The organism is Rhizobium sp. 18055, from assembly GCF_902706285.1.
Classification (GTDB): Bacteria; Pseudomonadota; Alphaproteobacteria; order Rhizobiales; family Rhizobiaceae; genus Rhizobium.
Genome location: NZ_CACSKD010000015.1, coordinates 13,772 through 33,160, shown reverse-complemented (window position 1 = coordinate 33,160; position 19,389 = coordinate 13,772). Strand labels below are relative to the sequence as shown.

Sequence of the window (19,389 nt, the reverse complement as noted above, 5' to 3'; positions counted from 1 at the left end):
TGTTGCGGCAAGGAGCGATGCCAGGGATATTGACTGCGACTGCGAACTCCCGGTGCTTGCGGACCAAGTCTCTCTTTCGGTATATACGATTGTCCAGCGAGATTGGCCGCCATCGCCTTTGCCAAGGCCAGGCCGATCTTCTTTCTCTTGGGATAGAATTCAAAGGTGCCATTCGGCGAGAGCACACTCGGCTTATGGATGTCTTAACGACCATGTCCGGACCAGTTGCATGCCGCCTTTTCCGCATAGCAGCCGATTAACTCCACCACCGTTTTCCTCTTGGATCTGGAACTGGCACACCCACCGCGGTCGCGATGGGGCATGTCTAACTGCAGATCGCCGGGAAAATCCCGGCTCGCCCGGCGTCCGCAAAGGCCGGCTCGTTTTCTTCCCCTGCCGGCAATGCCGCCATTCCTCTCGAGTCAAGAAAGCCTCTCCCTGGCCGTCTTCCACTCACGTTGCGGCCCAGAGCCCACCCCGCCGCGAAGATGCAGCGAGGATCCGGGGGGCGGGTGCAGGCCGATCGTCTGCCGTCTGGTCGACAGCCATCGAGACCGCGATGGGCGCGGCCCGAAACACAGATAAGGAACACAACAATGGCAACAATCGGCTCTTTCACCGCTTCGCGCAACGGCTTCACCGGCACCATCAAGACCCTCAACCTCAACGTCAAGGCCAGCATACGCTCCGTCGAGCGCGTCTCCGACAAAGGCCCCGACTTCCGCATCCTTGCCGGCAATGTCGAGTTTGGTGCCGCCTGGAAGAAGACCTCGAACGAAGGCCGCGACTATCTCTCGGTCAAGCTGGACGATCCGAGCTTCGCCGCTGCGATCTACGCTACCCTGATCGAAGTCGAAAACGAGGATGGCCGGTCGCTTATCTGGTCCCGGCCGAACCGGGACCGAGCACACAAATGCCCCCGCCAAGAGGTGGGGGCAGTCGCTCAAAAGCGATAACCGCGGAGACGGCTCGTCAAGGCATGACGGATCCGTTTTGTCGGTGCGAATGCGCGCTCAGGACGCTGCCCTGCGTGCTATCTGGCCGGGAGCCTCGATTTTTGCAGCTGGCCGCCCAAAATAATAGCCTTGCACGTGGTCGCAGCCCATTTCCGTCAGGGCGGCGGTCTCTTCGGCGCTTTCAACGCCCTCCACAATGCAGCCGAGACCCATATCGCGTGCCAGCGCGAGCATCGATTTGACAATCTTGTAGCTCGCCGGTTTGCGATGCAGATCGCTGACGAAACTCCGGTCGATCTTGATTTTGGTCAGCGGCAATGAATGAAGCTGGCTGAGGCTGGAGAAACCGGTTCCAAAATCGTCGAGCGAAATACCGCAGCCCAGGTCCCTCAGCATGCGAGCATAGAGATGAACCCGCTCGATGTCCTGCAAAATGGATGTCTCGGTAATCTCCAAGTCAATCCGGGCAGGAGAAACGCCGCTGTCGTTAATGGTCGCGATGAGGCGCAAAACACCTTCCGAAGAGGTCAGGTCCTTGGCGGAAAGATTGAATGAAATCCGAATGTCGTCGTCCCATATGGCCGCATTCGCCAGGGCCTTTTGCAGCAATATGGGCGTCATTTGCTGGACGAGGTCGCAGCGTTCTGCCACCGGAATGAACTGCGCAGGTGAGACTATACCAAACTCCGCGCTGTGCCACCGTGCAAGAGCCTCATAGGCAACAATCTGCCGGCTTCGAAGACTGAAAATCGGTTGAAAGACGACCTGCAGCTCGTGCTCAAGATCAGCCCGCGTCAACGCCTGTTGAATATCGGCGTCCCGACGCAGTTCTTCCTCATGCCGGCTTGTGAAGACGACGGCCTGCCCACGTCGGTTTCGTTTGCTGTGATAGAGGGCGTAGTCAGCCTTCTCGTAGAGTTTCATCGCATCGCCGTCGTGTTCGGGAAATGTCGCGATCCCCATTGACCCTGCGATCTGAACCATATGACCATTTGGGAGAGCAAAGGACTCACGCAGGCGCGCGCATACGAGATTACCGAATCCAAGGAGCTCGTGCTGTTCGCGCCCCCGCAGGATCAGGGCAAATTCATCACCGCCAAGCCGGGCAACGAAGATCGACTTGCACAGCGCGCCAAGCCTGTCGCCGACGGCGATCAGGAGCTCATCGCCAACGACATGTCCATATGTGTCGTTGACGGGCTTGAAGCCGTCGAGGTCCACAACGGCCACGGCGAGTCCATCGCCGTTCGTCGTCGCGGTCGCGAATGCTTCCACGAGTTCGGAAAAGAACCGGCGTCGGTTCGGCAGGTTCGTTAACGGGTCGAGATTTGCCAAGCGATGGTTTTCGATCCGCGCCCGAACCATATCCGTAAAGTCGCGATAATAGATCAGCAGCATGATCAGCATGGTGACCGAGACCAAAGCGATGTTTGCTGCCGTCGCGATAAAAACCGGTTCCCCGGACGTGGCAAAAAAAGCGATGAAGCCAATGTTAACAATCAGGGCGACAATGAACGCTGCCGACCGAAGGTGCATCAGACAAAATATGCAACCGACGACCGTTATGGCCATATAGAAAGCGACATGTGCCTGTTGCAATGGTCCGCCATAGGGAAATAGCGATATCGACCAAGTTGTGAAGGCGATCGCAATCACAGCGGCCAGCCTGTTGGTCCTGTTCAATGCCCGGGCGACATGATCGTCCGTGGTCGATTTCCCTCGCGAACGCCACCAGCTCGCAATCCGGAATACGCAGACCGCAGTCAGCACCATTGGAAAATAGATACTGAGCTCGATCGGTGCAGAGGAATAAACACTGCCACACAGAATCCAGGTATTCGTCAGAAGGATGAAATACATCAGCGGGATCTGCTTGGAAAATGCGCGGTACTGTGCCTGCCTGAGCTCAGGTTGCCCACGTGGGACAGAGAAGAATTCCCGGAGGAAACGGAAAGCTGCTATCATTGGCTCTGGACACTCCGACAAATGTTTCTTGCCGTGTCATTCGGCCGATTTCGCAGGCTCATTCTGCGATGAGGTTCCTTCCTATATATTGGACGGCTTAATTAAAGGAAACCTTACCGACCGATGACATTATACTCGGTGTTCCGAATTGACCGGGATCAAAAATCCGTGCGCTCGGCGGCTCGCTCTTCGCTGAAAATATCTTGCAGCGCCTCCAGCACTTCAACGGCTGCCGGCGATGAAAGAGTGTAGTAAATCGTCTGCATATGGCGACGGGTGCTGACGATATTCGACGCCCGCAGGATCGCCAGATGCTGGGAGAGCGCGGACTGGCTAAGCGATAGGAATCTGGAAAGCTCACCGACTGAAGCCTCTTTCCTCCAGATCTTCTCGACAATCCGCAAGCGATAGGGATTTGCCAAACACCTGACGAGATCTGCCGCCAAAGCCAGGTGCTGCGGATTATCTTGAAGTTTCAATCTGATTCGCATTTTTCCGGTCGTTGGGTAAGCCTCGGTGATCCCCTCAGATGAGCATTAGAATGTGATTATATTAGGAGCGGCGCAATTTTCGCCTCGGACTGAGCCAGTTCGTGCCGAGAATGTCGTTTAAGCTTGTCGTCGATCAGCCGTCGGCATTCGCATGCACAGGTTGGCCGTTCCCGGCCGCATCAAGCGATCGACTTCTCAAAGTCCATGGTTCCCTGGAACTGAGCGGGTTCACGTGCCGGGGCTTATATCCGCGGCCACGTTTTTCTTTGAGTAGCTCAAGGAACAGTCGCAAGGCCTGCTTTTCGGTGTCGAAATGATGAACGCGGACATGTCCGATCGTCCCGATCCCACCCCATCTTCTCACCAGCAGGGACATTCCATGTATCGATGGCTCTATCGCCAGCTCGTAATAGCGGGCGATCCTTCTTTCCGGATCAACGCGTTCGACATGGATATGATAGCTGTGGGTGCCCATGTCCGAAGATTCGGGCAAAATCGACTAATCGTCCAACGACAATTATGAATCGAAGAACACCCTGGGATTCACGGCATTGATCGATTCCGAGCGATTTTTCTCTGCCGATGTTCTCAGATTTCAAACACGTTTTACCCATTTTTCATACAAAGAACCTAACGTGTGTTTACCAATTTGTTCGTGTAAGCATATCGAGGATCACATGAGATTGAAGATCTCCCAACTTATGATCGTATTTGGCGCTATCGTTACCATGGGTCTCTTGGCGTCGGTGGGCTTTCAGACCTTTATTCTCGACAAAGTTGCTGTGAACGGTCCTCTCTATACTGAAATCGTCGATGGGAAAGATATCGTTGCGGATGTTCTCCCGCCTCCGCTTTTCCTGGTCGAAAGCTATATGCTCGCCAATGAGGCGACGCTGGCGCCAGCATTGATCGACGACAATTTGAGCCAGATCAGTGTTCTTCGCACCGCCTATGCCGAGCGGCGCAATTACTGGAAAACACGCGTCATCCCCAACGAGATCCGCAGGAAGCTGGAAGAGGACGTGCTTGGCAAAGCAGATGCCTACTGGGAGGACTTCGACCTGAAATTTCTTCCAGCGGCGCGCGTGAAGGATCGTGCAGCGATGGAACTGGCGATGGCGTCATTGAATAGCGACTTTCATATTCATCGTGAGGCCGTTGTCGAATTGGTGTCTTCTGTGACTATCTACATGGGAGAACGCGAAAGTGCCGCGTCGTCGGAGATCTCGTCCGGCAAGATATTCGCTCTGGGTGGGAGCCTGGCGTCATGCCTTCTGTTCCTGGCTGGCCTTTTTATGTTGAAGCGCCGCGCAATTTCACCCGTGGTTCGCATGACCAATCTGATGACGGAAATGGCAGGCGGAAATCTCTCATCACACATTCCCTATGGCGATCGGTCGGACGAAATTGGCGCGATGGCCAAGGCTCTGCTCGTTTTCCAGAGTTCGGCGAAGGAAAACCGCCAGCTACAGCTGGATATCGGCGAGGCACGGGATCTCAACGATGCCCAGTCGCGCGAACGCCAGCTGCTTGCTGAAACTGACGCCAGAAGCCTTCAAAGAGCAATCGAGGGCCTCGGCGCAGGGCTTGAACGCCTTTCGCAATGCAATATCAGGATGACGCTGGACGAGCCATTCGACGGACGGCTCGACGATTTGAGACAGGATTTTAACCGCTCGATCGCGACTTTTCAAGAAACGCTTTCACTCGTCTTGGAAGAAACTCAACGCCTGGACGAGAAGAGCCAGGAAATGAAACAGACCTCGAACAATTTGGCCCAGCGCACCGAGCAGCAGGCAGCTGCCCTCGAACAGACATCCGCAGCTCTCGTTCAAATCGCCGCAACGGTCCAGTCGTCCAGCGAGCGGACGCATGAAACGCGCCGTCTCGTTCAAAGCGCCCGCGCGTCCGCCAGCGCTTCGGCCGGGATCGTCGGTGAAACCATATCGGCGATGCAGCGGATCGAGAATGCTTCAAGCCAGATCAATCAGATCATCGGCGTCATCGACCAGATTGCCTTCCAGACGAACCTTCTTGCTCTCAACGCCGGCGTCGAGGCAGCCCGTGCAGGAGATGCCGGAAAGGGTTTTGCTGTGGTGGCAATGGAAGTCCGCGAACTTGCGCAGCGCTCGGCGACGGCGGCACGCGAGATTAAGCAGCTCATCACCCATTCCGGCACGGAAGTCAGCGAAGGTGTCAGGCTTGTCGGAGAGACAGGCCGAGCCCTCAATGAAATCCAGAGCTTTGTGAGATCCATCGACGAGAACGTCGACGCGATCGCTACGGCATCAACAGAGCAGTCGTCGGGCCTGCAGGAAATCACATCGGCTGTGAACGATCTCGATCAGATGACGCAACACAATGCCTCGATGGTCAATCATACGACAGCCATCAGCAATGCGCTGGCTGCGGGCGCAGCCACACTCGCTGATCTCGTCAGGCGTTTTCAGCTGAACAGGCGCGCCGCCAGGAGGGAGCCCGGTTCCGTCGCGGCGAGCCGCACGGCCGCTGACCGGCGCAATGCGCCCGCAATCGTAAGAGCCGCGTAACGAAAGCGATATTGGCGAAGCGGGCATGTCAGGAATTCTGGCGTGCCCGCCCGAGCTCATCGTGTTCGCTACCTCGAATTTTTCGATTCGGATGTGAATCAGCCTCGCCTGTAAGGTCAAGCGTATGGGCAGAGTTCAACTCTCTGCGAACGCTGCCAGCACCTCACGCCCGGTTTCCTCGACAACCTCGCTCTTGCGAGCTTCAGCTTCAAAAACAGCCCGTATCTTTGATAACGAGGCCTCTGCTTGCGCCCGCATATCAGCGGTTCGACGGACCGCAGCCTTGAAATCCGGAACCTTGGTTTTTGTCTCTTTTTTTGCCCGTGGAGGCGAACGCTTCTTTCTCGGCTTTGAAGGCATGGTTGGGCCTTCTTGTCCCGCTGCATCGTCTGCGGTCGGACGGGCGGGAACGGCGCTTTCCACCGCTTCGGCGTGATTTTCCACTTGTGGCGTCACCGGCAATGCCGACCTGAAACGTGCACCTGGCACGACAGTATTGCTTCGCACATTCCGCGTGATCGGCGCTGTGTCCATGCTGATCAGTTCGATGATCTCGCCACCACGCTCCTGCTCCATGGCGACCGCGGACGGACGCACACGCGATTGCATCGGCCGCCAGGCGAGCTTGGCGAGTGTCTTATCGGCGTAGTAGAAGTTTCGCACCCCCAGAATGGGCTGCTGGTTCCTCAGTTTGATGATGCATCGCGTCTCGTCCATCGACCCGAGTTCGTCCGGCCGCATCAATGGCCGCATAGCCGTCCGGTGAGACATGGTTGCGCCTTTTCGATCAAACAAGGTGACCCCGATCGAAACCGCCTTGTCGACGGTGATTTCCTTTCGGTCGCCGAGCAACTGCGAGACGTAACGCTGATCCTCCGGATCCTGCGCGCCGAGGAATATCTGAGCGCGTGCGCTGTTGACCAATGTCTGCCGTCCCTCACGGGTATAGACATTGTCAATCGATCGCAATGATTGAACAAAAAACCAGCATGGAATGCCGTATCCACCAAGCACTGTGGCGACCGTGAGGGCGTTCTCGAGTTTTCCAAGATTCTGAAACTCGTCCAGCAGGACGAGCACGCGTCGTTCGCCGCGCTTCATCATGTTACGCGACATGTAGTCCATGAACTGCACCATAAGCACGTTGAAGATCGGCCCGATGGAGGCGATCTGCTGGATCCGGAAATCCAGATATAGGCTCAGGTTTTCGCGACGCATGGCGCGGATATCGAAGGTCGATTTGCTGGTGGCCCGCAAGATCCGATTGTTCTTGAAAGGCCTAACGGCCGAGGCGAGTGTGCCGTAAATCCCGTCAAACTGCTTGTCGGCCATGACCGCGAAACGCGCGATGGTCGTATAGGTAAAGGAGCTTATCCATTCCGCCCGCACTTCAGGATTGGCGACCTCGGTCAGCCAGGACCGCAGCGGCTTGTCTCCGCCTTCGACGACATTCAAAACTGTGCCGAGATTGCGGTCGGCGTCATCGATATCGGGATTTTCCAGGACCCAGGATGTCACGCCTGCAAACAGCGCTCGCGCGTCGGCGATCCAGTAGCTGTCGCCCTTGGGAGTCGGTAGCAGGGCGGTGGCGATAGAGTTGATGTCGATATCGCGCTGATCCGCATCGATCGCCACAAAATCCAGCGGATTATAGCATTCTGTGTCGCCCGCCTCATCGGCCGGAGAAAAGCGCAGAACCCGGGAAAAGGAAGATCTGTGGCCAGCCGTCGCCTCATAGGTCTCACCGCGCATGTCGAGAACGACGATACTATCCGGCCAAAGCAAGCAGTTCGGCACGATGAGGGACGCGCCCTTGCCCGAACGCGGCGGGCCGATGACGAATCCGCCGACATCGTCGCCATCGATCCAGAGCTTTTTTCCACCCAACAACTGAGGCTTGAACCATTTCCGTTTGCCGGATCCCCGCTGGGTAAAGCCTCCGGGGACTTTCATCAGACTGCCGCCGATCCGGCCGACAAAGACACCGCCCGGCTTGGCCAGACCCAGGGCTCTCGCCTCCAACGGATTGAGAAAGCGGGCGTCGGTCGATCTCTTCTTGCCGGTCAGTGCCGTGAGGAGAACGCCAAAAGCGGAGATAACACCAGCACCAGCGGCAATGCCTGGGCGGAGCCACTGCTTTGCCGACACATCGAGCCTGGCCATCTTATAAGAAGCGAGAAGATCGCCCTGCAGCGCCTGGAACATGAAAAATGATCCGTTGAATGCATAATAAGTTCCGGCATAGGCAAGTGACGCGACCAGCAGGCCCATCGCGATCGCGACCGCGATGCCGAACACCATCAACGCCGACTTCATAGGTCGTCTCCCTTCGTGAACACAATTTCGGAAACCACCCGCCGACCATCTGTCGCGCGGGCGAGCTGCACGACGATCGGGATGACCTCCTTGAGGTAGTCGATAATCTCATGCTTTCCCAAGGACACACCGCTTTGCATCACCATCAGCGCAAGCCGCTCGTAGGCAGAACGAGCCGAGTTGGCGTGAACGGTGGTCAACGATCCCGGGTGACCAGTATTGATGGCCTGCAGAAAGGAGAAGGCTTCCGCGCCGCGAAGCTCGCCGAGAAGCAATCTGTCCGGGCGCATACGAAGCGAGGCCTCCAGCAGATCCTGCGCGCTGACCTTGGCCCTGCCCTGATCTCCTTTGGAGGCAAGCAGCGCCACGGTATTGTGCGTCATCGGCTTGAGTTCGCGCGTATCCTCAATCGTGATGATGCGCTCCTGCTCCGGTATCTCCTTGAGCAAGGCATTCAAAAATGTGGTCTTGCCTGTCGAAGTACCCCCGGAGACGAGGATGGAAATACGCGATTGTACCGCGTGCCTGAGAAAGGAAAGGACGTCGAGCCCCTCCCCTATCATTGCCGACAGTTCATCCTCGGCCGGGTTCAGCGCTAGCCGGCGACCCGATCGGGTTTCGGAAAATGCCCCTTCCGCTTTGTATGCCGCGAGGTCGACGTCGTGGATGACCTGTTTGCGGATGGAGATTGAACCGCCGTCGGGGGCGGCGGGCGGAAGCACGCATTGAAACCGTTCGCCAGACGGAAGAGAGGCCGACAGGATGGGTTTCTCGTCGTTGACGACCTGATTGCTGGCGCCGGCAACGCGCTCACTGAGATTGCGGATCCACTCCGCCGTGAGGCGCTCGTCGTCGACACGCTCCATGCTTCCCGAACCGATTCGTTCAACGAAAACGTGCCCCGGCTTATTGACGGAAATCTCGGAGACTTTGCCGTCGTTCAGGAACGGTCGAAGTCGTTCCAGCGCCTTTTCCAGGAATGGAAATGGACGACTGCTCATTTGTGGACCGGTGCTTCGGGATAATATGGCGTCGGGTCGATCTCGCGTCGTACCTGGCCGCCGTTCTTCAGCCGTTTCATTTCCTGTCGAACCGGGTCGGCGTAAAAAGCGGAGAAGTCCAGATCGCGTCGAAGGAAAACGATCATCGGTTCGCCTTGGGCGATATAGATCGTCGGTGGAATCTTCGAGCTATCCTTGAAGGCTTCGTTGGCGATGTCCCTTAGGATCGAAGATGAGCGTTCCGCCGCAATGGCGCGAGCTTCGGACGCACTTCGACTTGGTTGGGTGGTTATCGTTGTGGTGATGCCAGTGACCGGGTCGGTCGTCGAAACCGACTGGGCGCTCGTAGCCGTATCGGCCTGACCGAGCGAAGCCACATATTCGGCGGCTCCGCCGATGACCGACAGCATGATGGCCGAGCCGAAGCGCTCCCAGAAATGTGTGTCGACGATACCGTCCATGCCGGCGCGGCCGAGCCGGTCAGCTCCCGGTGAAGCAATTTCGACAGAAAGACCATCGGAGCGGATGACCCGCGACCACACGACGAACACGCGTTTTTGACCGCGCGCGAGGCCGGACTTGTATTCGCCGACCAGACGCGAGCCCTTGGGAATAAGGATCCGCTGACCATCGAGAGAGCGGACATCCTCGCGAACCACCGCTCTGACCATGCCGGGAAGATCGGTGTTGACGGCGGTTTCAAGAAAGCCGCGGATGAGCGTCCCTTGCGGCACCAAGGCGTCGGTGCGGGTGAACTTGGTCGCCTTGACGATGCCTGCCGTCATCTTTTCGGATTGAGCAAGAAATGCCTTGTTGGCGTCTGATTCTGCGCCGGGGACTTGAATCAGTTGGCCGTCATCGGCAACGGTCACGTCCTGCGACGAATCCGACAAAGACTGTCTTGTCGTGCCATCCATGATGATTTGTTCGGAGCGCAACCGCTCCCAACGTGCCTTTTCCTCCGCTTCGCGCCGCTTGGCGTCTTCCTGCGCCCGACGTGCCGCCTCTTCCGACAAGCGTCGCGCCTCTTCCTGCCGCCGCCGTTCTTCTTCGGCGCGCAACTGGGCTTCCAGCAATGCCCGCTGTTTTTCGAGATCGACGCCCGGATCGACCTTCATATCGACATCTGACGCGGCGGCGGGCGTCTTTTCCTCCACCAGCGGAATCTTCACAAGATTGGGATCTGCCGCCTCTTTCGGTCGGCTTTCAGGGAAATCGGATATCGTTTCCTTGCTCGTCTCGAATGTTTCCGCCGTGCCATCGGTCATTTTCAGATCCGTGGAACTGGACGGCCAGTTCACATATGCCAGAACCCCTGCACCCGCGACGAGCAGCAGCGGCAAGGCAAGGCGTCCCATCTTGCCGGCATGCCGGCTCGCCACGGAGCTCTCGTTGTCGAGGCGGTCGAAGTCAATCTGGCTCATCACCTGCCATCCTTATGGGGGCTGACAGCATTGTCCTGTCCAACCCGTTTCGGACCGTAGAAGTCCTCTATAAGATCAAAAGACCGACGACCGGCCTGGCGATTGTAAAGGCACAGCCATTTGTCGCCTGCCCGCAAGGTGAACTGTGCGGCGACCTTGTCCACAACGACATATTTCCCTTGGGTCCGAAAATTGACGAGTGACTCCTGGCGTTTGTCTTCCACGACAAATATCGCGGGGATTTCGTCAGGAAATTCCAGATACATGTGCGTGCCATCGTCGAAAGCGACGCGCGGCTTCAGACTATTATCGCCACGGAAGACGTACTCGTAGTTCAGTCTGCTCGGATCAAGTCCCTTCAGCAAAGGGTCCTTGGCGCTTTCTTCGGCAGCCGTCATCAATCGCGCATTGACGTCCTCATCGGGATACCTGAAGCGGACCTGGAATGCCGCCTTGAGATCCGCCGCACCCGATCCTTTCAGAAGGAGCGAATATACACGCTGGTTGGTCACGATATTCACGTTCGTTTCCGCATTCTCGCGAAGCGGCTTCACAAACAGAATGCCCGATCCCTTCTTCGGTACGATCGACCAACTAGCGGTGTCCCCGGCCGAAATCGTTTCGATTACTTCCGAGCTGCCAAGCTGGATCATCGTCGATACGCCAAGCCCGGCGGGCACGGTGACCACCGCATTGTTGTTGAAGGTGATGTAGCGAATGCGGGGATCGGCAGCGTTGACAGTCCCACCAAACGCGATGGCGGTAACGGCGACGATCACGAACTTTCGAAATTCCATCATCACTCAGCCCCATTCAAAGGCAGAGTTTCCGGCAGCGATTCCTGGTCGCGTCGATATTCGACGACCTGGAAGCCGAGCGGATTGTCGAAACGGTACTCGTTCTTGAGCGGTGCGGTGGTGTAACGATAGCGTACGACTGCCACCCAATGCTCACGGCGGATGGTGTTCTCTCGCCTGGTCTCGGTCGAGAAACGAACGGTCGCCGTCGCCTTATTGAGAAACGAAAGCGATTTTACCGTCACGCTGATGCGCGTGTCGCGGCCCAGCACCTTATCCTTCGACTTCGGATTCGAGGGTTCGAATTCCCGGCGAAGGTCCGCAGATGCCTGGGCAGTGGAATAGAGCTGCGCAAGATCATAGTTGTCCTTCAACTCACGTGGACTATATGTCTCCCTGGCGCGCAGATATCGGACAATGTTGGCTGTCGTGACAGCTTCGTCCTGTGCCAAATCGCCGGGCTTGAGCGCCCGGGCTATCTCGATAAAGCCTGTGGTCTTGTCGACCGACACGACATAGGGCTCGAATTGGTGCAAGGGCAGCAGCAGATTGAGAGCTGAAAGACTTGCGAGCGCGACGCCGCCCGATATGGCGGCAATGACCCACGCGATCTTTCTCGATCGGCGCTCCTTGCGATAAAGCTCGACTTCCCAGGAGGCCCCGGCCTGCCAATATTGCGAAAGGTCGGGTTTGGGGCCGGGCTCAACGGTATCGACCATGGATCGTCCTCATCGTGATTTGGCACGCAGAAATTAGTTATAAATAATATTTTCCGCAAGCGAAAACCGCTGCGTGGCCGCTTCTACGTGACGCAGAGGGATATGCATTGGGGATATCTGGATACCGCGTCAGCTTCGATTGCGCAGCGCGGCGTCGATCTTGCGATCCGTCTTGAACTGACTGAGCGCGTAGACGGCCCAGATTGTCGCAGGAAGCCAGCCAATCAGCGTCACCTGAAGGAAAAAGCATATGATGCCGGCAATGGGACGCCCGATAGTGAAAAATAACAGGAACGGCAAAAAAATCGCGATGATGAGCCGCATCACTTGCACCACTTCATCAAGGTCTTTTCGGTGAATCCATTGGAAAAGTTAAAGCTGCGATCGTCTTTGACCGCAATGTTCACGGTGTCTGCTTCGCCATCGGCTTCAGACGAGCCGGCCTCGATCCACAGCACGTTCAGACGATAGTCGGTCCCTCGGTTTGACACATTCTTGACTTTCCCGGTCGTTTTATTGGCCGAAAGCCCGTTTTTCTCAACAAAAATCAGAGTAGCCGCCGGTGCGTCACAGCCTCCGTCCGCCGGGGCATACATGCCGACGCGCACTGGAACGATTTCACTCTTGGCTTGGATATCTGCGGCAGCAGGCGGCCCGAAAGAGAGAGCAGAAATAAGGCTCAGGACGATAATTCGGCTTTTCATAGTCCCTCCATACCTAAATCCCGAAAAATCACAGGAAGCCGTGAACGTAAGCCGCAGCGGTATTGTAAAGCTCGATGCAATACTCCGCGATCGGCTTGAAAAAGATAACTGCGACTATGAACAGGAAAAATCCTAATGTTCCTCCCTTGGCGTTCCTGGTAGATTTTTCTTGAATTTCCTTATTTACAAGTTCTGCCTGATACCAAGTCGCATGCTGCTTTCGCACATCCTGGTATCGGTCACACTCGTCGTTCTGCATGAGGAAACCTCCTTGGCCATAAACTATATGTAATGCCACCAAGGAGAACTGCCAATCTAAAATTGTCCATTGCGCTCAGTTTCACGTTGGATCGCACGAGCTCTAGCTGATCGAACATCGCTGGATGTCCGTCTCCGGCCCAAGCCATCCGAGAGAATTTTTGCTCTTCCTGTGTATTGTCGCTTTGCTCGACCGTACGACTCCAGTCCCCCAGAATAAGCGGTATCACCTTGCCCAATTGGTGATCCGCCGACAATCGCCGCTGAAAACATAGGAATGAATCTAAAAACGACTATTCCAAGTAGGCAAACGATCACGAAGGGTGCCACGTAGGAGAGCTTACTTTCGGTGGCCGTGTTCGTGGCAGTGTTGATGGCCAACTCGATCAGCTGGTAGAGGAAGGCGAGAAACGTCATCATCAGCGTCTGCATGACCATCAAATTAGCCATAAGCGTTAGCCATCCATCGGTGAAACGGAACGTCCATCGATAGAGAGCGAGGATGATGAACACCGGCGCCAGCGCCAGGGTGATGAAAAGCATCAGCTTGGCGGCGAGAATGGCCGCCGCCGCGATCGCTATAAAGAGCATTGCAATCACGAACACGATAGCGCCGATCAGGGCCCCCACAAATTCGAATGTGCCTGTTGCCACCTGCTCGTAAACTTTGCCGGCCGTTTCGAAAACGGCGTCGAGGATACGCACGACACCGGTCGAGTCATCGCTGCCGCCATCCAGAATGCCCCCTGAGCCGGCAATCGCCTTGATGATCGTATCCGAGATCAGATTGGGCACAGTTTGAACCAGCTTGTAAATCGTCGTGGAAAATGCCGACCAGTTGGTCGCCATGAAATAGATGAAAAACGCGCGGCCGAGTTTCCAGGCCGCATCCGGCACCGAGAATCCTTCGCGGCCAGCGAGGATCATGTAACCCCACCAAACCACGTAGAGGGTCAGCATGGAACCGAAGACGACATTCACCTGTAGTGCGAGGCCCTCATAAGCATTGGAGATAAATGTTTCGCCAACGCTGTCGAGCTTCGCAAAAATATCCGAGATGATTGTCGTCGATGTGGCCATCTTCTCATTCCTGAAGGATCTGTTCGAAAACGGTATTTACCGGTGCAACCGGGCCACAAAGATCCTCGCTTTCGGCAAATCCAGTTAAGGGCGGGCATGGTGCCTTTTTCTCACCCTTGGTCTGGCAGGCTCCCAGCATCGGCAACAGGACCAGTATCATCGCAGTGATGAGACGCCGCATCGTGATCCCCTCAGTCAAACGGATTGATATCTTTGTATTGCAGCATTTTTGCCGTTTCTGATTGCTGAGTCAGCCGCATCTGCATATCCGTATTAAGGGCAGAGACCGTGCCGTTCGATACACCGATCAGCTCGTTGATGGTGCGTGCGGTCTCGAGTTGCATCCGCGTATTCGCGTCGACAGACCCTTTTACATCCTCCGCAGCACCAATCTGACCGCTGGCATTTTGCAGGGATTGCTGCCGCTGCGTGACAGCAGACGATGCCTGCTGGGTCAAGGCAGACAAGAGCGCCGCAGTGTTCACAGCACCGGAAAATGCGTTGTTCATCGCGCCGGCATCCTCACCCTCTATGATGCTCTTGACCTGTTTTACCAGCTGAAGCCCGTTGATCAGTGTCGCAGCTATATTCTGCGCATCGCCGCCAAGGCCGCCGAACGACAGCGTACCCCCATTCATGATGGAGCTGAACGATGGTGCAGAGGATATCGACATTCCGCCATCGAGCCCTGTGGAAGCAATGCCCATCGAGCCATCGCGCGAGCCAGACAAGGCCTTCAAAATGTCTTCCGTCTTTTTCAGAATATCTGAATTGGTATTCATGATGTTGCCGGTGTTCTCGGCGTTTTTCTTCGCAATGGTCAGGTTGGCATTGTCGATGACCGGGACATCCGCACGGGCGACGGTCGAGGCCGCCGCCGCAAAGCCCACAGCGAACAAGAGCTTTCTCATCTACTTTCTCCTTATTCTGCCGCTTCTGCGGCCTGTTGGATTGCTTCAAGGCTGTTCTCGACACTCGAGTCGTTTCGCGACGCCGCAACTTCACTTTCGGTCCCGTCAGCATTGGTCGCAGCAAGAAGCGCACATTCTGGCCACTGCACTCGCGGCACGTTTGTGCGTTCCAGTATTATGGGATCGCAAGAGTAGGGGTTTTTTGACGAATCCGATTTTAGTGATTTGGACGCCACTGACATTGAGGAAAGCTTCATCTGCATCCGCGCCTGTATAAGCGTGTTTGCTAGATTTGTGACCGAGATCAGATTGTTGAGCAATTCCGCATTGACCGCCCGGGCCTGCGTGTTGTCGTCCCAGGCATCCTGGTAAATCTCCGAGGCTCCGACCGTGGAAGTGAGAGCGGAAAGGCGATTGTTGGCTTCCTGTATTCTGGCAGTGCTGGTGTCTATACCCGTGACGCTCGTGTTGACCGCATCCACCGCTGCGTTGGTAGAATTGCGGGTCGCGTTGGATCCATAGTCAACCGACGTCTTGAACGTTGGAGAAGGAATGTCGGCAATGTTGGAGCCGCCGGCATATGCGTTGAACCAATTGTGGTTGCGAGCCACTTTGCCCGCCCAGTTGGCTTGTTCCGTTGCCGTCGATCCATTGTACCAGGACGCGAGGCAGGCGTAGTCAGTCGATCCGCATTTAGCTACACCCAGGCCGAGATATTTGACGCCTCCCTCGATATTCTCTTCATTGATATCGCGATCAAAACCCATGCTGGAGCCCGTTCGCTTCGTCAACTGCATGACGCCCTTCACGCCAGTGGGGGAACCCGAGCAGGTCGAAATCCCCGATTCGGCGTGAGCTACGGCAAGTGCCAGTCCGGTCGGCACGTTGTATTTTTCTGCATAATGCTTGATCAGCTCGACGTTTTCCGCGTCTTCCTCAACCGCCTGCGCCGGCGACCGGAAAAGCCTCCGGTTCTTCTCCTTCTTGGAGATATTGCAGCTCGTCACCGCTTGCTCTTCCAATTGGTCGATTTGCGTCTCCTTGTCGGCCGCCGAATGATCTTCGTCATCTGCGCGTTTGCCTTTGACATCGTCATCGATGACGGGAACATCGGCCCAGGCAGGCTGGCACAAGACCATAGTCAAGACGGAAAGCGTTACAAACTTCAGGCTCCTAAGCATGTCGAAGGTCTCCTCCCCAACCGCAGAAGTGCGGGAGCCAGTCTCCGGGTTCTTCGCCATATGTCTGGCGTAGCGCCTCGCATTCCCGCACAGTTTCCGGCCTGCCGGATAGAACCTTGACGAGGTCCGGCATTGCCGAAAGATCGAGACGAGCGATGATTGAATCGCTCGCATGCTTGATCAGAAAAGTCCGATTTGCCTTGTCGGCCTGTTTGACGAAACGGAACTCCTTTTCGGAGAGGCCGAATGCTCGACGATAGCTTTCCTCGTCCGCCGACGCGTTCGGAAAGAAGATGTTCGTCATTGTCTGTTCGATGATGGTATTGCGCAGCTCGGAGCGCACGACATCGGCGGCGGACTGTGTGCCGAAGCCTACAATTCCGTTGAGTTTGCGGATGGTTTTTAGCCAATCCTTGATGAAGCCGGAGAAGACCTCGTCGTCGAGCAGCCGCCAGCCTTCATCGAGGAAGATCATCGATGGCCTGCCGTCGAGTATCTCCTGAATGCGATGAAACATGTAAAGTAGAGCCGCGGTCCGAGTCCGCTTGTCGGACAGGACCTCAGTCATGTCGAAACCGATGATGGCGTTGGTGAAATCGAGCCGATCGGAAGGATTGTTGAAGAGCCAGCCCTTGTCGCCGGACGTCCATTCCTTCAAACGATCTGAAAGGTCGCCTATGCCTGATCGCATCCGTCCCTTCAATGTTTCCTCAAGCATGTCCAAGCGGCGCTCGGAGCGCTCGAAGTCATTGTAGATGCCATCGACGGCATCCGAGATGATCGCATTTTCCTCCACCGTCAAAACGCGATCCGGTGGCGTGACGAGATAGGAGACCAGCGTCTTGCCAAAAACCCGATTGGCCGGAGTGTCTTCCAGTTGCAGCGGTGCAAAGCCGGTTGGCTCTCCCGGCGACAGCCGTTCGTACCTCCCGCCCATGGCGCGCACGAAGATTTCCCCTCCCCTATCCTTGTCGATAAAGACGCATCGCGGACGTGGCTGTACCCGCATGCCCTGGGCAAGCAGGAAAGAGAGAGCAACAGTTTTCCCCGAGCCCGTCGGGCCGATAACGGTAAAGTTCCCCACGTCGTCTTCGTGAAAGTTGAAATAATATGCGGTTTGGCTGGTCGTTTCGAGAAGAGAAACCGGCGTGCGCCAATGGAGCTTGTCGATTTGGCCGGAGGGGAAATTGTGGGCGGAAAACAAGCCAGCGAAGTTGACCGAGGAAATCAGGCCCTGCCTGGCGATATAGGCAAAATTCGATGGCAGCTGGGCCCACCAGCATGCCTCCTGGTTAAGATCTTCGCGAACGGCGACGACGCCCATTCTCGCAAGTTCCGCTGTAACGTCGGCGACCGCTCTGTTCAGGTTTGGAAGATCCCGGGAAAAAACGGCGAGTGTCATATGATGCTTGCCGAAAAGCACTTCTCCGGATGCCAGACGGTCGCGTGCAGATTCGATGTCGTCTTCGGCCGTCGTGCCACCGTCGTCGGAGTTGGCTATCTGCCGGGCGATTGTCGAAATCGCTTCCGTCACCGTGGTTCGATCCTCGGGGGCGAAGGAATGCGTGACAATGAACTCGTGCGGGAGGCGTAGCAGGCCATCAAGCTGGCCCGGTGTCGTCATCGGCGGATATTCCTTGATGGACACCATTGCGGCTAACTTTGATTGTGTGCCGTCCGCGGACCAGACCTCCAATGCCTTGCGACCGAATGTAATCCTGCCCGTACCGACGTATTCGGAAAGTGACATCCGCGGCAGCGGCATGCGTCGTTCGTCTCCCCCCGCCAGGATTTTTGCAAAGAACTCCGCAGGTTCGGAATAAATCCCTCCCTCGCGCTCGACGCAGCGAAGCACTTCGGGGCGATAGCTGCGAAAATCTCCCGCAATGCCGGCCACCATATCGCTGAGATCGCGCAACGCATCCGTCCGTGCCTCGACTTGGCTGTCAGCCATCTTGAGACGCTCCAGCACGCGATCGACCTTGCCGACACGACCGGTCATCGGCCGGCGGATGACCGTAATATACAGCTCGTTGATGAACATGGTCCGGTTCTTGAGGCCGTCCATGTAGCGGGCGTTGAGCTCATCGGCGAAGGCGTTTTCAAAGTCGCCGGCGATTTCCGGCGCGATCCGGCGCCGGATGATGGTGGCGTAGAGCGCAAAGCGGGACGAACCCAGCGAGCGGACCGTTGTGTTGCGATTTGCCAGACGGGCATTGATTTCCGCCTGGTCCATGGTTTGATACGGCAGGCCGGATAGGCGAATGACACTCAGAAGCAGCCCCGACTTCGTAGCGACAGTCTGCTGGTCCACATGGCGTAGATACGGAACATGTACTCCGATCCCTAGTTCGCCGCGTCTTTCCCTGCCGAATTTCAGATCCCGGTTGACGATATTCATGGGCTGTAGCTCACTGCTCGCCAGAAACGACGATTCCTGATCGCTCGACGCGTTGCAAGGTAGACCTGGGCAACGCGGACGATGTGCACGTCACGCTGGCAGAGATAGACACCTACGAAATGGACCGGGAGAACAACCAGCGGTGCCAGGAAGTTGGAGGTGGCGATGAACAGGACGATCCCCACCAAGCCGTTGACCACGAACACGACGATATCGACGCCGAAATACATGGGGGGCCGGGTCAACGGCAGGATCAGCGGTTCGACATCAGGGACGTCGTCACTCATCATACGCCTGCCGACGATTTCATTGCATCGACCAGTTCGGCGGCGCCGAAGATGATGGCAATACCGATGATGATCGAGAAGGCCATCTGCCAGGCCATACGTCCGGATAAGAAGAGGAAGCCAAGAAAGCAAACGGCAATAATCGCAACCGAGCGAGCCACGCTGCCCTGCAGGACCCCGACAAACCAATCGAGAATGCCCTCGACCGGAGCCGCCGACTGCGCGAACGCGAGATCTGGCGCCAATGCCACGACCGATACGGTCAATAACGTCAAAGCGATCCCGTGTCCGTTGCGAGTGAACATTGATGTGGACGGTTTTGTCATGATGCAACTCGTTCCTTGTCTAT

20 protein-coding genes are annotated in these 19,389 nt (G+C 56.4%); 2 read left to right on the top strand and 18 right to left on the bottom strand.

Going from position 1 to position 19,389, the window contains the following annotated elements:
* Positions 1-596 precede the first annotated feature (596 nt).
* Positions 597-956 (top strand): DUF736 domain-containing protein, encoded by a 360-nt coding sequence (locus GVL52_RS22030; RefSeq protein ID WP_160011089.1) that lies wholly within the window; start codon positions 597-599, stop codon positions 954-956.
* A 57-nt stretch (positions 957-1,013) separates the two neighbouring features.
* Here GVL52_RS22030 and GVL52_RS22025 read toward each other — a convergent pair whose 3' ends face one another.
* The 3 genes from GVL52_RS22025 to GVL52_RS22015 form a co-directional block, all read right to left on the bottom strand.
* Positions 1,014-2,921 (bottom strand): bifunctional diguanylate cyclase/phosphodiesterase, encoded by a 1,908-nt coding sequence (locus tag GVL52_RS22025; protein WP_160011087.1) that lies wholly within the window; start codon positions 2,919-2,921, stop codon positions 1,014-1,016.
* A gap of 158 nt (positions 2,922-3,079) precedes the next feature.
* A complete protein-coding gene (locus GVL52_RS22020) occupies positions 3,080-3,400 on the bottom strand; it encodes a helix-turn-helix transcriptional regulator (protein ID WP_244619250.1) in 321 nt (106 codons plus the stop codon).
* Positions 3,401-3,545: 145 nt separating this feature from the next.
* Positions 3,546-3,887: a WGR domain-containing protein gene (locus tag GVL52_RS22015; protein ID WP_159952644.1), complete on the bottom strand. Its 342-nt coding sequence runs from the start codon at positions 3,885-3,887 to the stop codon at positions 3,546-3,548.
* Positions 3,888-3,963: 76 nt separating this feature from the next.
* On the opposite strand from GVL52_RS22015, the gene GVL52_RS22010 reads away from it, so the two are divergent.
* Entirely contained in the window at positions 3,964-5,961 is a 1,998-nt protein-coding gene (locus GVL52_RS22010) for a methyl-accepting chemotaxis protein (RefSeq protein ID WP_306440372.1), read from the top strand.
* 135 nt (positions 5,962-6,096) lie between these two features.
* On the opposite strand, the gene GVL52_RS22005 is transcribed toward GVL52_RS22010, so the two are convergent.
* The 15 genes from GVL52_RS22005 to GVL52_RS21935 form a co-directional block, all read right to left on the bottom strand.
* Entirely contained in the window at positions 6,097-8,277 is a 2,181-nt protein-coding gene (locus tag GVL52_RS22005) for a type IV secretory system conjugative DNA transfer family protein (RefSeq protein WP_160011083.1), read from the bottom strand.
* The gene (virB11, locus tag GVL52_RS22000; protein ID WP_159952642.1) at positions 8,274-9,278 is read right to left on the bottom strand and encodes a P-type DNA transfer ATPase VirB11; all 1,005 of its coding nucleotides are present in this window, start codon (positions 9,276-9,278) and stop codon (positions 8,274-8,276) included. The genes GVL52_RS22005 and virB11 overlap by 4 nt, the downstream gene beginning before the upstream one ends.
* On the bottom strand, positions 9,275-10,702 hold the full coding sequence (virB10, locus tag GVL52_RS21995; RefSeq protein ID WP_160011081.1) for a type IV secretion system protein VirB10: 1,428 nt from the start codon (positions 10,700-10,702) through the stop codon (positions 9,275-9,277). Before virB10 ends, virB11 begins: the two co-directional genes overlap by 4 nt.
* The gene (locus GVL52_RS21990; protein ID WP_210254112.1) at positions 10,702-11,481 is read right to left on the bottom strand and encodes a TrbG/VirB9 family P-type conjugative transfer protein; all 780 of its coding nucleotides are present in this window, start codon (positions 11,479-11,481) and stop codon (positions 10,702-10,704) included. The genes virB10 and GVL52_RS21990 overlap by 1 nt, the downstream gene beginning before the upstream one ends.
* Positions 11,482-11,501: 20 nt before the next feature.
* Positions 11,502-12,218 (bottom strand): virB8 family protein, encoded by a 717-nt coding sequence (locus GVL52_RS21985; RefSeq protein WP_160011077.1) that lies wholly within the window; start codon positions 12,216-12,218, stop codon positions 11,502-11,504.
* 129 nt (positions 12,219-12,347) lie between these two features.
* Positions 12,348-12,542, bottom strand: coding sequence for a YqaE/Pmp3 family membrane protein (locus tag GVL52_RS21980; RefSeq protein ID WP_160011075.1), 195 nt, complete (start codon positions 12,540-12,542; stop codon positions 12,348-12,350).
* Positions 12,542-12,922 carry a hypothetical protein gene (locus GVL52_RS21975; RefSeq protein ID WP_159952638.1) on the bottom strand — a complete coding sequence of 127 codons (381 nt, stop codon included), beginning with the start codon at positions 12,920-12,922 and terminating at the stop codon, positions 12,542-12,544. Before GVL52_RS21975 ends, GVL52_RS21980 begins: the two co-directional genes overlap by 1 nt.
* 28 nt (positions 12,923-12,950) lie before the next feature.
* Entirely contained in the window at positions 12,951-13,181 is a 231-nt protein-coding gene (locus tag GVL52_RS21970) for a hypothetical protein (RefSeq protein WP_160011073.1), read from the bottom strand.
* 56 nt (positions 13,182-13,237) lie between these two features.
* Positions 13,238-14,260: a type IV secretion system protein gene (locus tag GVL52_RS21965; protein WP_160011071.1), complete on the bottom strand. Its 1,023-nt coding sequence runs from the start codon at positions 14,258-14,260 to the stop codon at positions 13,238-13,240.
* Between the two features lie 4 nt (positions 14,261-14,264).
* Positions 14,265-14,441: a hypothetical protein gene (locus tag GVL52_RS21960; protein WP_160011069.1), complete on the bottom strand. Its 177-nt coding sequence runs from the start codon at positions 14,439-14,441 to the stop codon at positions 14,265-14,267.
* A gap of 10 nt (positions 14,442-14,451) precedes the next feature.
* A complete protein-coding gene (locus tag GVL52_RS21955; RefSeq protein ID WP_159952635.1) occupies positions 14,452-15,171 on the bottom strand; it encodes a type IV secretion system protein in 720 nt (239 codons plus the stop codon).
* 11 nt (positions 15,172-15,182) lie between these two features.
* Positions 15,183-16,352, bottom strand: a complete 1,170-nt coding sequence (locus GVL52_RS21950) for a transglycosylase SLT domain-containing protein (RefSeq protein ID WP_160011067.1) — start codon at positions 16,350-16,352, stop codon at positions 15,183-15,185.
* On the bottom strand, positions 16,345-18,753 hold the full coding sequence (locus GVL52_RS21945) for a VirB4 family type IV secretion/conjugal transfer ATPase (RefSeq protein ID WP_160011065.1): 2,409 nt from the start codon (positions 18,751-18,753) through the stop codon (positions 16,345-16,347). The genes GVL52_RS21950 and GVL52_RS21945 overlap by 8 nt, the downstream gene beginning before the upstream one ends.
* Positions 18,750-19,040: a type IV secretion system protein VirB3 gene (locus GVL52_RS21940; protein WP_159952632.1), complete on the bottom strand. Its 291-nt coding sequence runs from the start codon at positions 19,038-19,040 to the stop codon at positions 18,750-18,752. The genes GVL52_RS21945 and GVL52_RS21940 overlap by 4 nt, the downstream gene beginning before the upstream one ends.
* Positions 19,040-19,366, bottom strand: coding sequence for a TrbC/VirB2 family protein (locus GVL52_RS21935; protein ID WP_159952631.1), 327 nt, complete (start codon positions 19,364-19,366; stop codon positions 19,040-19,042). Before GVL52_RS21935 ends, GVL52_RS21940 begins: the two co-directional genes overlap by 1 nt.
* Positions 19,367-19,389: the final 23 nt, after the last annotated feature.

Bases quoted from the DNA above. Each gene is read 5' to 3' on its own strand.
- GVL52_RS22030 (WP_160011089.1), top strand. From the start codon at position 597: ATGGCAACAATCGGCTCTTTCACCGCTTCGCGCAACGGCTTCACCGGC.
- GVL52_RS21940 (WP_159952632.1), bottom strand. From the start codon at position 19,040: ATGAGTGACGACGTCCCTGATGTCGAACCGCTGATCCTGCCGTTGACC.
- GVL52_RS22025 (WP_160011087.1), bottom strand. From the start codon at position 2,921: ATGATAGCAGCTTTCCGTTTCCTCCGGGAATTCTTCTCTGTCCCACGT.
- GVL52_RS21935 (WP_159952631.1), bottom strand. From the start codon at position 19,366: ATGACAAAACCGTCCACATCAATGTTCACTCGCAACGGACACGGGATC.
- GVL52_RS21985 (WP_160011077.1), bottom strand. From the start codon at position 12,218: ATGGTCGATACCGTTGAGCCCGGCCCCAAACCCGACCTTTCGCAATAT.
- GVL52_RS21945 (WP_160011065.1), bottom strand. From the start codon at position 18,753: ATGAATATCGTCAACCGGGATCTGAAATTCGGCAGGGAAAGACGCGGC.
- virB10 (WP_160011081.1), bottom strand. From the start codon at position 10,702: ATGAGCCAGATTGACTTCGACCGCCTCGACAACGAGAGCTCCGTGGCG.
- GVL52_RS21960 (WP_160011069.1), bottom strand. From the start codon at position 14,441: ATGCGGCGTCTCATCACTGCGATGATACTGGTCCTGTTGCCGATGCTG.
- GVL52_RS21970 (WP_160011073.1), bottom strand. From the start codon at position 13,181: ATGCAGAACGACGAGTGTGACCGATACCAGGATGTGCGAAAGCAGCAT.
- virB11 (WP_159952642.1), bottom strand. From the start codon at position 9,278: ATGAGCAGTCGTCCATTTCCATTCCTGGAAAAGGCGCTGGAACGACTT.
- GVL52_RS21975 (WP_159952638.1), bottom strand. From the start codon at position 12,922: ATGAAAAGCCGAATTATCGTCCTGAGCCTTATTTCTGCTCTCTCTTTC.
- GVL52_RS22005 (WP_160011083.1), bottom strand. From the start codon at position 8,277: ATGAAGTCGGCGTTGATGGTGTTCGGCATCGCGGTCGCGATCGCGATG.
- GVL52_RS21965 (WP_160011071.1), bottom strand. From the start codon at position 14,260: ATGGCCACATCGACGACAATCATCTCGGATATTTTTGCGAAGCTCGAC.
- GVL52_RS21955 (WP_159952635.1), bottom strand. From the start codon at position 15,171: ATGAGAAAGCTCTTGTTCGCTGTGGGCTTTGCGGCGGCGGCCTCGACC.
- GVL52_RS21980 (WP_160011075.1), bottom strand. From the start codon at position 12,542: ATGCGGCTCATCATCGCGATTTTTTTGCCGTTCCTGTTATTTTTCACT.
- GVL52_RS22015 (WP_159952644.1), bottom strand. From the start codon at position 3,887: ATGGGCACCCACAGCTATCATATCCATGTCGAACGCGTTGATCCGGAA.
- GVL52_RS21950 (WP_160011067.1), bottom strand. From the start codon at position 16,352: ATGCTTAGGAGCCTGAAGTTTGTAACGCTTTCCGTCTTGACTATGGTC.